We start from the raw sequence: 14,693 nt of genomic DNA on the forward strand, positions 1-14,693 counted from the left end.
CGGGCCCGCGGCGCGTCACCGTCCCAGGTACTTCGGCTTCTCCTTGTTGACGAACGCCTGGACGGCGATGTGGTGGTCCTCGGACCGCCCGGCCCGGGTCTGCAGCTCGTCCTCCTTCTCCAGCGTCTCCTCCAGGGAGTGCGTCAGCCCGTAGGCCACCGCCTCCTTGATCGCCGCGTACGCCACGGTCGGCCCCTCGGCCAGCGCCCGCGCCACCTTCTCGGCCTCGGCGCGCAGCTCGCCCGCCGGTACGACCCGGTTGGCGATGCCCAGCTCCAGGGCGTCCTGGGCGCTGATGCTGCGCGGGAACAGCAGCAGGTCGGCGGCGCGGCCCGGGCCGATCACCCGGGGCAGCGTCCAGGAGATGCCGGAGTCGGCGGTCAGGGCGACGCCCGCGAAGGAGGTGTTGAACGCGGCGGTGTCGGCCACCAGCCGGTAGTCCGCGGCGAGCGCGAAGCCGAACCCGGCGCCGGCCGCGACGCCGTTCACCGCCGCGACCACCGGCTTCGGCGCCCCGGCCAGGGCCCGCACGACCGGGTTGTAGTGCTCCTTGACCGTGCTCATCGTCTGCCCGGCGCCGGTCTCCCGGTCGCCGGCCAGCAGCCCGATGTGCTCCTTGAGGTCCTGGCCCACGCAGAAGGCCCGGTCCCCGGCGGCGGTCAGCAGGATCGCCCGTACGGCCGTGTCCCCGGCCGCCGATTCCGCCGCCTCCCGCAGGGCCGCCTTCGTCGCGATGTTCAGCGCGTTCATCGCCTCCGGGCGGTTCAGCGTGATCGTCGCGAGTCCGTCGCTCACCTCGTAGAGCACGGTGTCGGCCATGGCGTGTCCCCTCCGGAGTAGCCGCTGGTGACGTACCGCTCAGTACGTCCCTGTCTGAGGACAGCATGGCGGAGATCCCCGGCCGGCGGCCGGAGCGGACGTGTGACCTGCGTCAAAGAAAACCAGGACGGAGCCGGTCGCAGGAGCCTCGCGGGGTGGCGCAGTATCGCAGGCACATCGCCGAATTGGGTGGTTTTGCTCGCGCGCGTTGCCCAAGCGATGCCGACCGATGTTGGTCATCGGGTCCTGCCATGCGGGATAATGGCCAGGAAGCAATGTGTTCGATGCCGGTGTCGCGTGTCCGTTCCGGATGGCGGGTGCCCCCTGCCCGGGGGTACCGGCAGAGACGATGAGCTGGTTTCAGGAAGGGGAACGAGCATGGCGGCCATGAAGCCGCGGACGGGTGATGGCCCGCTCGAGGTGACCAAGGAGGGGCGGGGCATCGTCATGCGCGTTCCGCTCGAAGGCGGCGGTCGACTCGTCGTCGAGCTGACCCCTGACGAGGCCGAGGCGCTTGGCGACGCCCTCAAGAAGGTCGTCGTCTGACGTCCCGATTCTGTCCTCGCGCCTGCCCCGGCATCGTACGCGGTGCCGGGGCAGCCGCGTCTTCGGGGGCGGCCGGCGCGGCCCCCTCGGCCGGTACCGCGGGCACCCCGCGCACCCCAGGCGCCGCCGTCATCGCTTGACGGCGCACAGCAGCCCGTCGCCCACCGGCAGCAGCGACGACACCAGCTCCTGGCTCTCCCGCACCGTGCGCAGCAGCTCCCGCAGCCGCAGCACCTCGGCGGGCTGGGGCCCCGAGTCGACCGTACGGCCGTCCGCGAACACGCCCTCGAAGACCACCAGTCCGCCCGGCCGCAGCAGGCGCAACGATTCGGCGAGATAGTCCGGGTACTCCAGCCGGTCCCCGTCGCAGAACACGAGGTCATAGCCCGCGTCGGCGAGGCGCGGCAGGACCTCCAGGGCGCGGCCGGGGATGAACCGGGCCCGGTTGCTGGCGAAGCCGCAGCCGCGGAAGGCCTGCCGGGCGAACTGCTGGTGGTCCGGCTCCGGGTCCACCGTCGTGAGCACCCCGTCCGGCCGCATCCCGTGCAGCAGATGAATGCCGGACACCCCGCAGCCGGTGCCGATCTCCGCGACCGCCTTCGCGTCCACGGAGGCGGCGAGCAGTCGCAGCGCGGCGCCCGTGCTGGGCGCCACCGAGCGCAGCCCTGCCTCGCGGGCCCGTTCGCGGGCCCAGCGCAGCGCTTCGTCCTCGGCGACAAAGGCGTCGGCGAACGCCCAGCTCGTCTGCCGGTTGGCGGTAATGACCCTCTCCTGTCCCCGTGGTTGCCTGGGCGTGACTGTATCCGTTGGCGGCGGGAACCCGCAGATGAGCCCGTGCGTTTACAGGGATGAGACGGTGGCCGGCGACGCGACGGGGGGCGAGCGGTGAGGCAGGACGCCGAGCAACTGCTGACGCAGCCGGATGAGCCGGATCAGCAAGTATCAAATTCTCGTAAAACCGCTTATCCGGAGCTAACGGGCGAGGTGGCTATGGTAGGGGCTCCACTGGACACCACCAGAGCCGACAGGGGAGGTGCGGCTGCGCCCGGGGACCGGGGTGGAGTGCTGCGGCGCTTCCTCGGGTCGGCGGGCAGGCCGAAATCCGTGACCGACACCGCTGCTGACAGCCACGCCGCCGGGACCGCCGCAGGCGAGACCCCGACCGCGACCTTCACCACCGACGCGGACGGGCAGGCGTGGACTCCGCCCACGTGGGACGAGATCGTCAGCACGCACAGCGGCCGCGTCTACCGACTGGCCTACCGGCTGACGGGCAATCAGCACGATGCCGAGGACCTCACCCAGGAAGTCTTCGTCCGCGTCTTCCGCTCCCTGTCGACGTACTCGCCGGGCACCTTCGAGGGCTGGCTGCACCGCATCACCACCAACCTCTTCCTGGACATGGTCCGGCGCAAGCAGCGCATCCGCTTCGACGCCCTCGGCGAGGACGCGGCCGAGCGCCTGGCCAGCCGCGAGCCCACCCCGCAGCAGCTGTTCAACGACGCGCACTTCGACGCCGACGTGCAGCAGGCCCTGGACACCCTGGCGCCCGAGTTCCGCGCCGCCGTCGTCCTGTGCGACATCGAGGGACTGTCGTACGAGGAGATCGCCGCCACCCTCGGCGTGAAGCTCGGCACGGTCCGCTCCCGTATCCACCGCGGCCGGTCCCAGCTGCGCAAGGCGCTCGCACACCGCTCCCCGGAGGCCCGCGCGGCCGAGCGGCGCTCCTTCCTGGCCCGGGTCCCCGCGCTGGGAGGAGGGGGCGCGACCGCGTGAGTGGATCTCGGTCGAAACCTGCCGGGGAGGCACACCTCGCAGAGCAGCACCTGGGAGACCGGCTCTCCGCCCTGGTGGACGGGGAACTCGGTCATGAGACGCGTGAGCGGGTCCTCGCGCACCTGGCCACCTGCGCCCGGTGCAAGGCCGAGGCGGACGCCCAGCGCGCGCTGAAGAACGTCTTCGCGGAGGCCGCCCCGCCCCCGCCCTCGGCGAGCCTCCTGGCCCGCCTCCAGGGCCTTCCCGGGGGAGATCCGGACGGCGGCGGCACGCCGTCACCCGGGCCCGGACCCGGCACCTCCGGCGGCCTCGGGCCCTTCGGGGCGCGGCGCGGCGACCGCCTGCCGTTCGGGTACGTCCCGGCCCGCCCGCACGGACTGCTGCCGACCGGCGCGGACGGCGCCGGCGGACCCCGGGACGACGGCTTCCGCATCCACCCCGTCGGCCGCCCGGACGACGCCCGCACCGCCTCGCGCGGCCGGCGTTTCGCGTTCGCCGCCGCCGGCGCGGTGTCGCTGGCCGCGCTGGCCCTCGGCGGCGTGACCACCGGCTTCCCCGGCGACCCGGCCACGGACGCCCGCGGCGGCTCCGGCGTCATCCCGGTGCGCTCGGCCGGCACGGGCGGTGGCGCGGCCACCCCGGACAGTCAGCGCCGGCGTCCCATGGGACCGCTGCTCGCCCAGGGCGGCGCGCTGCTCGGCTCGGCCCCGGTGGCGCCGACCACGCTGTCCGCGCCGCTGCTGCCCGGAGTGCCCGCCCCGGCCTCCGGACAGGCCCGCGCCGAGGCGGTACGCGCGCTGACCGCGCCGGTGTTCGCCGGTGCGGCCGCCGTCTCCCCGCTGATACGTCCGCTGGACGAGCCGGTCGCCCTTCCGCTCACCGACTGGCTCACGCCTCCCGGGGCCACCGGCTCCGGCCCCCTGCCCGCCCCCGTCCCCGACACCACGCCCTCCCCCGTCACGGCCTCCCCGCCCCCCTCGCCCTGACCGTCACTGCGCCACGGCCCGCACACCTGGTTGAATCCTGGGACGCCGTGCCGTGGCGCCGACCCGGGGCGGCGGCCGATGTCCCGTGACCAGCCGTGGGGAGAGCATGAACGAGGGGAACGGCGTGCCGCCGGCGGACGGACAGCGGAAAACGCCGGAGACGACACCGACCACCCCGCCCTCCGACGGCGACGGCGACGGCGACTTCGAACTGGCCAAGCCGACCCCACCCGCGTCCCCCGGGGAGGCCGGGGGAGAGGCTGGGAGCAAGCCCGGGGAGACCGGCACGGGGCCTGCGCGGCCCGTGACGGCGACGAACGAACCCGACGGGGTGGCGGATTCGGCTGTGGCGGCCGACGGGGTCGTGGACCCGGTCGTACAGGCTGGCGGGGTGGTGGTCCCGGTCGTGCGGGGCGACGGGGTGGCGGATTCGGCTCTGCCGACCGCGCCGACCGCGCGGGCCGACGCGGTGGCGGATCCTGCCGCGCGGGCGGACGAGAGGGCGGAATCCGCCGGGCGGCCCGAGGTGGCGTCACCCGAACCGGGTGCGGTGGACGGTGCGGCCGAGGTGACCGCCGTGTCCGCCGGGGGTTCCGGAGGTCCGGACGCGGAGGCCGTCGTACCGGACTCCGGTGAGCGGTTCGGGGCCGAGCGGGTCACGCCCCTGCACGATCCCGACCCCTACAGCACCCCGCCGTACGGCGAACCCGGCCCTTGGGCGCCCGCGCCTCCGGTGCAGCATCCGGCGGTCAGCCAGGCGCACGGTACGGCCGTCCCCCCGCCCCTGGCCCCGCTGGCGCCCGCGACCCCCGGAACGCCCGTACTCCCCATACCGCAGGGCGCGCCCGCGCCGCAGATACCCGCATCCACCGTGGCCCCCATGCCGCAGATGCCCGCGCCCGGGGCTGCGGTTCCTGTCATGGCGCCCGCGCCGCAGGCACCGAGTTCCACCACGGCTCCCGGGTCGCGGATGCCCGCGCCCGCTGCGGCGCCCGCGCTCGGGGCGGCGGTTCCCGTCACGACGTCCGCACCCCAGGCACCGGCATCCGCCACGGCGCCCGCGCCGCAGGCACCGGGATCCGCCACGGCTCCCGGGTCGCAGATGCCCGCCCCCACCCCGGCACCCGCTTCCCAAGCGGGGGTTCCCGTCACGGCGCCCGCGCCGCAGGCCCCCGCCCACACCACGGCCCCCGTGCCGCAGACACTCGCCACATCCCCCGAGCCCCAAGCGGCGGCTCCCGCCACAGCTCCCGCGCCCCAAACGCCGGCCCCCGCCCCCCAGGCGCCGTCCGACGCCACGCCCTCCGCCCCCCAGGCACCACCTCCCGCACCCCCCACCGGTCCCGCACTCCCCTCACCCCACGGCACGCCCGCCCCGCAGGGGCTGGAATCCGCGGCGGCGCCCCTGGCTGCCGTACCTCCCGGCCCGGAGGGCACTGCGGCGCGCGGGGCTGCCGTACCTCCCGGCCCGGACGGCACTGCGGCGCACGAGGCCGCCGTACCCCCCGGCTCGGAGGGCACGGCGGTGCAAGGGTCCGCCGCACCCCCCGGCCCGGAGAGCGGCGCCGGGCCTTGGGCCGGTTACGACCCCTGGGCCGAGGCTCAGGCGCGGGAGCCGTTGCAGCAGACGGGGGCCAAGGTGCTGACGCGGGCGCAGCGCAGGCGGCGGGCCTGGCGGTGGGTCGTCGGGTGGACCCTCGCCGTGGCCGTCGTCTCCGGCGGCACCGGCGGAGTCGTCGGCGCGTACGTCGAACGCGAGCGACTCGACGGCGTACGGCCGCAGCCCGGGAGCGCGCCGGACAGCGTGGCCGGGATCGCCGCCCGCGCCCTGCCCAGCGTGGTCACCCTGCATGTGCGGGGCGACGACGAGGCGGGCACCGGCACCGGCTTCGTCCTCGACGCCCAGGGACACATCCTCACCAACAACCACGTGGTCGAGCCCGCCGGGCCGGACGGCGAGATATCCGTGACGTTCAGCAGTGGCGACACCGTGAAGGCCGAGGTCGTCGGCCGCGACGCCGGCTATGACCTCGCCGTCGTCCGGGTGCGCGGCGTCCACGGGCTCACCCCGCTGCCCCTCGGCGACTCCGACGACGTACAGGTGGGCGACCCCGTCGTGGCCATCGGCGCCCCCTTCGACCTCGCGGGCACGGTCACCTCCGGCATCATCAGCGCCAAGGGGCGGCCCATCACGGCCGGCGGCGAGAAGAGCGACGGAAGCGACCTCAGCTACGTCGACGCGCTCCAGACCGACGCCCCCATCAACCCGGGCAACTCCGGCGGCCCGCTGCTCGACTCCCACGCCCGGGTCATCGGCATCAACTCCGCCATCCGCTCGGCCGGCGGCGGCTCCGGCGCCGACGACGGCCGGTCCGGCTCCATCGGCCTCGGCTTCGCCATACCCGTCAACCAGGCCGAGCGGGTCGCCGAGGAGCTGATCGACCACGGCCACGCCACCCACCCCGTGATCGGCGTCACGCTCGACATGGGCTACACCGGTGACGGCGCCCGCATCGACGGCAAGGGCGCGAACGGCGGCCCCGCCGTCACCCGGGGCGGGCCCGGCGACCGGGCCGGACTGAAGGCGGGCGACGTCATCACCGAGGCCGACGGCGCGCGCGTGCGCACCGGCCGGGAGCTGATCGTCAAGATCCGCGCGCACCGGCCCGGCGACCGGCTGCGCCTGACGGTCGAACGCGACGGCACGGAGCGGGAGGTGTCACTCGTGCTGGGCGAGTCCGGCCGGAACTGACAGAAGTCTCACCTCGGGACGGTACCGGTCGGACGGGATGGCCGGGTACCGTTGAGCGACCGAGGACATCGCAAGGAGCGTCAGGTGTTCAATGACATAGGGCCACTGGAGCTGGTGACCATCATCGTGCTCGCCGTGCTCGTCTTCGGTCCGGACAAGCTCCCCAAGGTCATCCAGGACGTCATGCGCACGATCCGGAAGATCCGCGAGTTCTCGGAGAGCGCCAAGCAGGACATCCGTAACGAACTGGGTCCGGAGTTCAAGGACTTCGAGTTCGAGGATCTCAACCCCAAGACCTTCATCCGCAAGCAGCTGGACAACGAAGAGCTGGGCCTGAAGGAGATCCGCAACGGCTTCGACCTGAAGAAGGAGATGGCCGAGGTCACGGACGCCGTCCACGGCCGCGAGAGCGAGGCGCCGTCCTCGTCGTCCCCGCCCCCGGCCTCCGGTGGACGCGTCGACATGACCAAGAAGCCCGAGGGTCCCGGCGACGACCGCCCGCCGTTCGACATGGACGCCACATAAGCCACGCTTCCTCCCCGTAAGCCACGCCTCCTTCCCCCCGACACGCAGGCGGGCGTGCGCCGCGCACGTGACGTGTTTCATAGCGTGCGCCCGTCGCGCACGGTGTGAACAGGCCGTTCGCGCGACCCACGCGTCCAGAGCCTGCCCTGCCGCTCTCCGCGGTGTGGATATGCTGCCGAGTTGTTGTGCGGACCTGACGCGTACGCCCGAAGGGGGGCGGGCCGGCCGGTCCGACGAGAGCGAGGAGGCGTCCGGGCAGATGGAGACGACGAGTCGGGTGGGCGCGCAGGCGCCGGCCGCGGAGGGCGGACAGCAGCTCCCCTCCGCCTGGCGTACGGTCGACGGTTACCTGCGGGCGCCCTTCCCCTGGTACGGGCTCGACGAGGCGTTCACCGGGCCGCGCTGGCTGATGCAGGTCGGCACGACGTCCGACGGTGCCGTGGAGCACGGCTCGATCGGGCACGGGGACGAGCCCTCGCTGCGGGGCGAGAGCGGTTCGGGCGAGCCGCGGGAGAAGTTCGCGGTGGTGGTGACCGTCGCCGCGCAGCCGTCCCGGCGGACCGCCGACGGCACCGGCCTGCTGGAGGCGACGTCGGTGTCCTCCGCGGCCTGGCTGGCCGGGGTGGGGCTGCTGTCGTTCACCTGGCCCGGGCAGATGGACCACAGCCTGCGGGACGACTGGCTGGAACAGCAGACGGAGACGGCGTGGGCCCTGGCCGACGACTTGGACGGCGCCGAATGGTCCCGGCTGTCCCTGCCGGTCGACGGGGTTGCCGCCTCGTTCCACTACCGGGAGTCCGAGTTCGGGTGGGTGCTCGCCGGTACGACCGGGGCGGGGGTCCATCTGGGTGCGTACGGGCGGGGGATGAGCGCGTACGGACTCGGGTTCGCCGCGATCAAGGACATCGCGGCGTACGCGTAGCCGGCGGGGCCTGGGGGCCGCCGCGGCCGGGCGGCGGTCCGGGACCGGCCGGCTAATCGATCAGGTACTCCCAGAGCGTTGCGGCAGCGGCCAGCTGGGCCAGGAACCAGGCGACGTACGCGGCGAAGCCCTGGAGCCGGTAGATGGACATGACGAGCGCGAAACGACTGTGCGTGTACTGCTGGTCCTCGCTGAACGTCGACGCGTCCATGACGATGCTGGTGGCCGTCAGGACGACGGCCATGAAAAGGGAGTACAGGAGCAGGCGCGTGAAGGCCCCGCCGATGAGGAGATTGAGCAGGACGGCCAGGCAGGCGGGCACGGCGTAGGCGAGGACCAGGCTCAACGCCCGGACCGGGCTCGGACGGCCGGGCAGCAGGCGCCACAGCGCGCCCAGGACGAAGCCCGCGGCGGCCCACGCCGCCTGCAACGCGATGAACTTCACGACGATCTCCGGGAACGCGGTGGGCTCGAATCTGAGCCGCATCTGCTGCAGACGTGGCCGCAGTTCCAGCAGAAGCAGCCCTACGGTGCCCGGGATCCCGAACCAGAAGGCCACGCGCGCGGCGCGGACCGCGTTGTCCCACCAGTGGCCCTCCGGCCCCCAGGCCAGGGCGATGTCCATGACGGACATCTGGGCGGGCGGTGGCCTGTCGCTGTCGCATCCGGCCAGCAGCCATTGCCGCAAGTCGCGCTGACGGGCTTCCACCTGATCCAGCGTCATGCTCGCGCTGCCCCCCTTGCCGAGCACCCGTGACTCGTTCTCGAGGAAGCGGTGCTCATGGGCCCGGTCCATCAGCTCACGACGCCATCCCTCGTCGCTCATCCTCTGCAGGCAGAAGGTTTCGCCCGCTCGGCCCAGTACCGACCACCGTCGTCCCACCGAGAGGACTCCGAACAGCGAGGCGATGTTCAACAGGAGCCAGATCGGGTACTGAGCGGCGTTCCCGGCGACCGATGCGCCCTGCACACCCGCGGTGAAAGAGAAGACCCCCGCGGTGAGCAGTACGTCGGGTCCTTCCGGCCCCAGCACCGACCGCTCCCGATTCTCATCGGACTGGCGCCGCGTCCTGGTGCGGTAGCTCAAGAGGGCCAGGAGCGCGATCCCCGTCAGGACCCAACTGTCAGAGAAGATCAACGTCAGGTGGGACAACGAGAAGTTCGCCAGGTAATTGGCGACGTTCGCCCCGTGCGTCTGCCCGGCGGTCTGCCCGGCGGGCCAGGAACTCCTCTCCCATTGGTTCTCATTCGCCCAGGAGAGACATCCGAGCAGGCCTCCGGCAACCGCTCCGAGCGCCAGGGAGACCACGGTGACACAGAGAACCGGGGCCCTGTTCCATCTGTCCGTCCAGGAGGCGGGGACCATGAGCCCCTCGCGGGCGAAACGCCATGCCCACGCGGTCATGGCCGCCAGCCACAGCCACACGGCCGCCAGTCCCATGAGCACATAACCCACCTTGCCCAGGACGCTCGGTTCGGCCTTCGAGACCAGATGCGGCGGCAGGTAGAACAGGTGGGGCGCGACGACCACCAGCAACCCGGCCGCCGCCACGGAGATGACCGCGCCTCGCACGGCGCGGGCCTGGAGAGGCGTGCCACCGAGCCAGGGGCGGGCGACAAGGGTCAGGGCCAGGCCGGCCGAAATGCACATGAGGGCATTCCACGGCGGACTCACATGCTGGTAGCTGATCACGATCAGCATCACGGCGACCGACCCGCTGAGCGCGGCCCATTGCAGTACGGCCTGGACAGCGCTGTCCTTGCGGCCGTCGCTCCCGGAGTACGGGTGCCTCGGCCGCCCGCGCAGCGCGGCTAGCGCGACCACGACCGAAGCGCACACCCACCAGGCCCCGACGCCGATCTTGCTCCAGAACGACCGGCCGTAGGTCAGGACCCACCAGCGCTGCCACGGAAGACCGACGTCGAAGGTGATCCGGCCGGGAGGGTCCCCTTCCCACATCCACTTGCCGTCGTCGGGCGAGGCGGTTTTCGACGTGTCGTCAAAGCTCAGGCCCCCGAGGTCCGCCCGAACTTTCCAGTGGGATTTCTGCAGCGTCGTCGGGCTGAACTGGACCGTCCATGTGCCGCCCTTCTTCCACTTGACCACCCACGGGCCGAGCTTGATGGGGGCATAATCCCTGATCCATGCGTAGGATTCATACCTCACTCGAATGTCCTGCCCCTGCTCTTTCACCTCCGGTTCGTTGAACCGCCATTCCGAACGCCGGATTGACGTGTCCTTCCCGCGCAGCAGGCACTGCATGGCATGTTTATATTCTCCGGAATGCTTGTCGAGAAGCAGTTGGTCGGACAGGGCCCATTCGTTCACGGGAATCTCGACAGTCATGTCCGAGTGAATTCTGATGGCGTCCCTGTCGTGTTGGTCGAATTGAATCACGGCGTCCACACGACTGCTCTCGAGCTGACTTTCCCAGCATCTGCTGCTATCCTTCTGCAGGGCTTCCGAAGGAGAGCACCCCCACCACATCAGGTTCGCGAAAATCAATGGCAGTAGCTGCCACCATCGGATCCCCTTCATTGTCCGCCACCTCCTTCCGGAGGAATTTATCGGCGTCGTGCTCGGGATGCCCAGGGACACGCGAAGGGGTTTCGGCAGGCCACCCCATCGGCTGCCGCCCGTGGAATTGCGGGAAAATAGTCCCTGGTTGATACTGGAATCCGATGTGCCGTCAACTGTCCGACGGAGGGGTCATGACCGACATGAACGTTTCCGCTTCCCGGGCCCCGCTGCCCCGCTTCGAGGAAGCCGAGGGGCTGGGCCCCGAGGACTCGGAATTCGTCAGGGACATCGTGGCGGTGCTCGCCAAGCACGGCAACCTGGACCGCTTCGGCCTGTGTCTGCTCCACGACCACTTCCCGCTCGCCGCGGACGAGGTCCTCGTGGAGACCAACGACCCCAGGGCCCGCACGCTCCACGTCCAGGTGGAGAAGGCGGACAGGACCCGGCATGCCAAGGCGTCGCAGTGGCGGTTCGTCCCACATGCCGAGCGCGAGCCCGGAGCCGGACCCGGGTCGGGCGCGTACGAGGAGATCCTGCTCTGCACCAAGCTCGACCTCTGCCCGGGGGACGAGGACGACTGAGCCGCACGCGGCACGGCAGAGGGGCGCCGCCGGGGCATGACAAAGGGGCGCCGTCCAGAAGGACGCGCGCCCCCGTGCCGTAGCGCCTGGGACAGGCCGGCTCAGAACTTGTTCTTCGGCGTCAGGCCCAGCGACAGGCCCGACAGACCGCGCTGCCTGCCGCCCAGCTTGCCGGCGATCGCGCGCAGGGCCGAGCCCGCCGGGGAGCCGGGGTCGGTGAGGACCACCGGCTTGCCCTCGTCGCCGCCCTCGCGGAGGCGGACGTCGATGGGGATGCTGCCGAGGACCGGGACCGTCGTGCCCGTGGTGCGGGTCAGGCCGTCGGCGACCAGCTGGCCGCCGCCCGTGCCGAAGACGTCGACCATCTCGCCGCAGTGCGGGCAGGGCAGGCCGGACATGTTCTCGACCACGCCGACGATCTTCTGGTGGGTCTGTACGGCGATGGAACCGGCGCGCTCGGCGACCTCGGCCGCCGCCTGCTGCGGGGTCGTCACGACCAGGATCTCGGCGTTCGGGACCAGCTGGGCCACGGAGATCGCGATGTCACCCGTGCCGGGCGGCAGGTCCAGGAGCAGGACGTCCAGGTCGCCCCAGTAGACATCGGCGAGGAACTGCTGGAGGGCGCGGTGCAGCATCGGGCCGCGCCAGACGACCGGGGCGTTGCCCGGCGTGAACATGCCGATGGAGATGACCTTCACGCCGTTCGCGGACGGCGGCATGATCATGTTCTCGACCTGGGTGGGCCGGCCGTCGGCGCCCAGCATGCGCGGCACGCTGTGACCGTAGATGTCGGCGTCGACGACACCGACCTTCAGGCCGTCGGCCGCCATCGCCGCCGCCAGGTTGACCGTCACCGAGGACTTGCCGACCCCGCCCTTGCCGGAGGCGACCGCGTAGACCCGGGTCAGGTTGCCCGGCTTGGCGAAGGGGACCTCGCGCTCGGCCTGGCCGCCGCGCAGCGCCGCCGCCAGCTCCTTGCGCTGCTCGTCGCTCATCACGTCCAGGGTGACGTCGACCCGGGTGACGCCCTCGACCCGCGAGACCGCCTCGGTGACGCGTTGCGTGATGGTGTCCCGCATCGGGCAGCCGGACACCGTCAGATACACGGTGACCGCGACCGCTCCGTCCGCGCCGATCTCCACGGACTTGACCATCCCGAGTTCGGTGATCGGGCGGTTGATCTCGGGGTCGTTCACCGTCGCCAGTGCCTCGCGCACCGCGTCTTCCGTAGCCATAAGGACGATGGTACGGCCCGCCGAGGGGCCTGAGGGATGCCCTTCAGCGGTCGTCTGTGTCACGTCCCGGCGGGCGTTCTGCCCGTTCCGCCGGGAATACGACCTGACCCGCGTGCCCGTCGTGCCGGCGGTGCTCCTCCAGCTCCTTCAGCAGGTCCTGGAGCTCGGAGCGGATCCAGTCGCGGGTGGCCACCTCGCCCAGCCCGGTGCGCAGCGCGGCCACCTCCCGGGTCAGGTACTCGGTGTCGGCGATGGACCGCTCGTTCTGCTTGCGGTCCTGCTCCAGGTTGACCCGGTCGCGGTCGTCCTGCCTGTTCTGCGCGAGCAGGATCAGCGGGGCCGCGTAGGACGCCTGGAGGGACAGCATCAGGGTGAGGAAGATGAACGGGTACTCGTCGAATCGCAGATGGCGGGGCGCGGCGACGTTCCACAGCACCCACACGATGATGACGACCGTCATCCAGACGATGAAGCGTCCCGTGCCCAGGAACCGGGCGATCTTCTCCGACAGCCGGCCGAAGGCCTCCGGGTCCCACTCGGGCAGGAACCGGCGCCGGGGCGGGCGCGGCTGGTCCAGCCGGGGCATCCGGGGCCGGCCGGCGGCCGTGGCGCCCGCCGGGTGGCGCTCGCGGGCCACGGTCTCGCGCTCAGGAACCATGCGGGGGCGCCTCCTCTCCCTCGGCCAGGTGGAACTCCGTCTCCCGCCAGTCGTCGGGCAGCATGTGGTCCAGTACGTCGTCCACGGTCACCGCGCCGAGCAGCGACCCCGACTCGTCCACCACGGGCGCCGCCACCATGTCGTAGGCGGCGAAGAACCCGGCGACGACCGGCAGCGCCGCGTCCGGGTCCAGCGGCTGCAGATCGTGGTCGACCAGCGAGCTGACCAGGGTGTACGGCGGGTCGCGCAGCAGCCGTTGGAAGTGCACGGTGCCCAGGTACTTGCCGGTCGGGGTCTCGTCGGGCGGGCGGCAGACGTAGACCTGAGCGGCGAGGGCGGGGGAGAGGTCCGGGTTGCGGACCCGGGCGAGCGCGTCGGCGACCGTGGCGTCCGGGCGCAGCACGATCGGCTCGGTCGTCATCAGACCGCCGGCCGTGTGCTCCTCGTACGCCATCAGCCGGCGCATGTCGGCCGCGTCGGCGGGCTGCATCAGGCTCAGCAGCCGTTCCTTGTCCTCCTCGGGCAGCTCGCCCAGCAGGTCGGCCGCGTCGTCCGGGTCCATCGCCTCCAGCACGTCCGCCGCCCGCTCCTCCTTCAGCTTGCCGAGGATCTCGATCTGGTCGTCCTCCGGCAGCTCCTCGAGGACGTCGGCGAGCCGGTCGTCGTCCAGGGCGGCGGCCACCTCGGCGCGCCGCTTCGGGGACAGGTGGTGCAGGACGTTGGCGAGGTCGGCGGGGCGCAGCTGCTCGAAGGTGGCGAGCAGGCTCTCGGCGCCCTGCCCGTGCTCCTCCAGGGAGAACCCGGTGACGGCCGACCACTCGGCGGTCAGCGTCTCGCCCTTCGCCCGCCGGAAGGCGCCGCCCTTGCGCCCCTTGCGCAGGAAGACCCGGTCGACCTCCCAGTCCCGGCGGGCGGGCAGCTGCTGCACGGACACGTCGAGGACGGTGACCTCCTCGCCGGTCTCCACCAGTGTCACCCGCCGGTCCAGCAGCTCGCCGAAGACCAGCCGCTCGGTGGGCCGCTGCTCGAAGCGCCGGACGTTGAGCACGCCGGTGGTGATGACCTGGCCCGACTCGATGCCGGTCACCCGGGTCATGGGCAGGAAGATGCGGCGCCGGGTGGACAGCTCCACGACCAGCCCGAGGACCCGCGGGGGCCGCCGCCCCACGCGCAGCATGACGACCACGTCGCGGACGCGGCCCACCTGGTCGCCGGCCGGGTCGAAGACGGACACCCCGGCGAGGTGCGAGACGAAGATCCGGGGAGCGCCGGCTGCCATGACTGTGCTTCCTTTGCGTGAGGATCGTGGGAATTGCTCGGACATGTCCGCACGGGTGCGCTTCAGGCTAGCCCGTCCCGATCGGATACGCCC

The 14,693-nt window shown here is 72.2% G+C and carries 13 protein-coding genes; 7 read left to right on the plus strand and 6 right to left on the minus strand.

Annotation, left to right across the window (positions count from 1 at the left end):
* Positions 1-15: 15 nt before the first annotated feature.
* The gene (chcB, locus tag IE251_RS02385) at positions 16-819 is read right to left on the minus strand and encodes a 2-cyclohexenylcarbonyl CoA isomerase (protein WP_189751207.1); all 804 of its coding nucleotides are present in this window, start codon (positions 817-819) and stop codon (positions 16-18) included.
* Positions 820-1,197: 378 nt separating this feature from the next.
* On the opposite strand from chcB, the gene IE251_RS02390 reads away from it, so the two are divergent.
* Complete coding sequence (locus IE251_RS02390; RefSeq protein ID WP_018544333.1) at positions 1,198-1,365, plus strand: DUF3117 domain-containing protein; 168 nt, start codon at positions 1,198-1,200, stop codon at positions 1,363-1,365.
* 129 nt (positions 1,366-1,494) lie between these two features.
* Here the strand turns inward: IE251_RS02390 and IE251_RS02395 are convergent, their stop codons facing one another.
* Positions 1,495-2,193, minus strand: coding sequence for an O-methyltransferase (locus IE251_RS02395; protein WP_307784819.1), 699 nt, complete (start codon positions 2,191-2,193; stop codon positions 1,495-1,497).
* Positions 2,194-2,427: 234 nt separating this feature from the next.
* Here IE251_RS02395 and sigE point away from each other — a divergent pair, with 234 nt between their 5' ends.
* From sigE to IE251_RS02420, 5 genes are all read left to right on the plus strand, one after another.
* Entirely contained in the window at positions 2,428-3,141 is a 714-nt protein-coding gene (gene sigE / locus IE251_RS02400) for an RNA polymerase sigma factor SigE (protein WP_189751208.1), read from the plus strand.
* Complete coding sequence (locus tag IE251_RS02405; RefSeq protein ID WP_189751209.1) at positions 3,138-4,127, plus strand: zf-HC2 domain-containing protein; 990 nt, start codon at positions 3,138-3,140, stop codon at positions 4,125-4,127. The genes sigE and IE251_RS02405 overlap by 4 nt, the downstream gene beginning before the upstream one ends.
* 1,102 nt (positions 4,128-5,229) lie before the next feature.
* Positions 5,230-6,879, plus strand: a complete 1,650-nt coding sequence (locus IE251_RS02410; RefSeq protein WP_189751311.1) for a trypsin-like peptidase domain-containing protein — start codon at positions 5,230-5,232, stop codon at positions 6,877-6,879.
* Between the two features lie 84 nt (positions 6,880-6,963).
* On the plus strand, positions 6,964-7,404 hold the full coding sequence (locus tag IE251_RS02415) for a sec-independent translocase (RefSeq protein ID WP_189751210.1): 441 nt from the start codon (positions 6,964-6,966) through the stop codon (positions 7,402-7,404).
* A gap of 259 nt (positions 7,405-7,663) precedes the next feature.
* Positions 7,664-8,326, plus strand: coding sequence for a hypothetical protein (locus tag IE251_RS02420; protein ID WP_189751211.1), 663 nt, complete (start codon positions 7,664-7,666; stop codon positions 8,324-8,326).
* A gap of 52 nt (positions 8,327-8,378) precedes the next feature.
* Here IE251_RS02420 and IE251_RS02425 read toward each other — a convergent pair whose 3' ends face one another.
* Positions 8,379-10,865, minus strand: a complete 2,487-nt coding sequence (locus IE251_RS02425; protein ID WP_307784818.1) for a DUF6185 family protein — start codon at positions 10,863-10,865, stop codon at positions 8,379-8,381.
* A 173-nt stretch (positions 10,866-11,038) separates the two neighbouring features.
* Here IE251_RS02425 and IE251_RS02430 point away from each other — a divergent pair, with 173 nt between their 5' ends.
* Positions 11,039-11,428, plus strand: coding sequence for a hypothetical protein (locus IE251_RS02430; protein WP_229896542.1), 390 nt, complete (start codon positions 11,039-11,041; stop codon positions 11,426-11,428).
* A gap of 101 nt (positions 11,429-11,529) precedes the next feature.
* Here IE251_RS02430 and IE251_RS02435 read toward each other — a convergent pair whose 3' ends face one another.
* Genes IE251_RS02435 through IE251_RS02445 form a run of 3 tightly spaced genes read right to left on the minus strand, consistent with a single transcriptional unit; the run spans position 11,530 to position 14,600 of the window.
* Positions 11,530-12,663: an Mrp/NBP35 family ATP-binding protein gene (locus tag IE251_RS02435; protein WP_030787938.1), complete on the minus strand. Its 1,134-nt coding sequence runs from the start codon at positions 12,661-12,663 to the stop codon at positions 11,530-11,532.
* Positions 12,664-12,706: 43 nt separating this feature from the next.
* Positions 12,707-13,321 carry a DUF1003 domain-containing protein gene (locus IE251_RS02440; protein WP_189751213.1) on the minus strand — a complete coding sequence of 205 codons (615 nt, stop codon included), beginning with the start codon at positions 13,319-13,321 and terminating at the stop codon, positions 12,707-12,709.
* Positions 13,311-14,600 (minus strand): magnesium transporter MgtE N-terminal domain-containing protein, encoded by a 1,290-nt coding sequence (locus tag IE251_RS02445; protein ID WP_189751214.1) that lies wholly within the window; start codon positions 14,598-14,600, stop codon positions 13,311-13,313. Before IE251_RS02445 ends, IE251_RS02440 begins: the two co-directional genes overlap by 11 nt.
* Positions 14,601-14,693 lie beyond the last annotated feature (93 nt).

Source organism: Streptomyces eurythermus (assembly GCF_014649115.1).
Taxonomy (GTDB): domain Bacteria; phylum Actinomycetota; class Actinomycetes; order Streptomycetales; family Streptomycetaceae; genus Streptomyces; species Streptomyces eurythermus.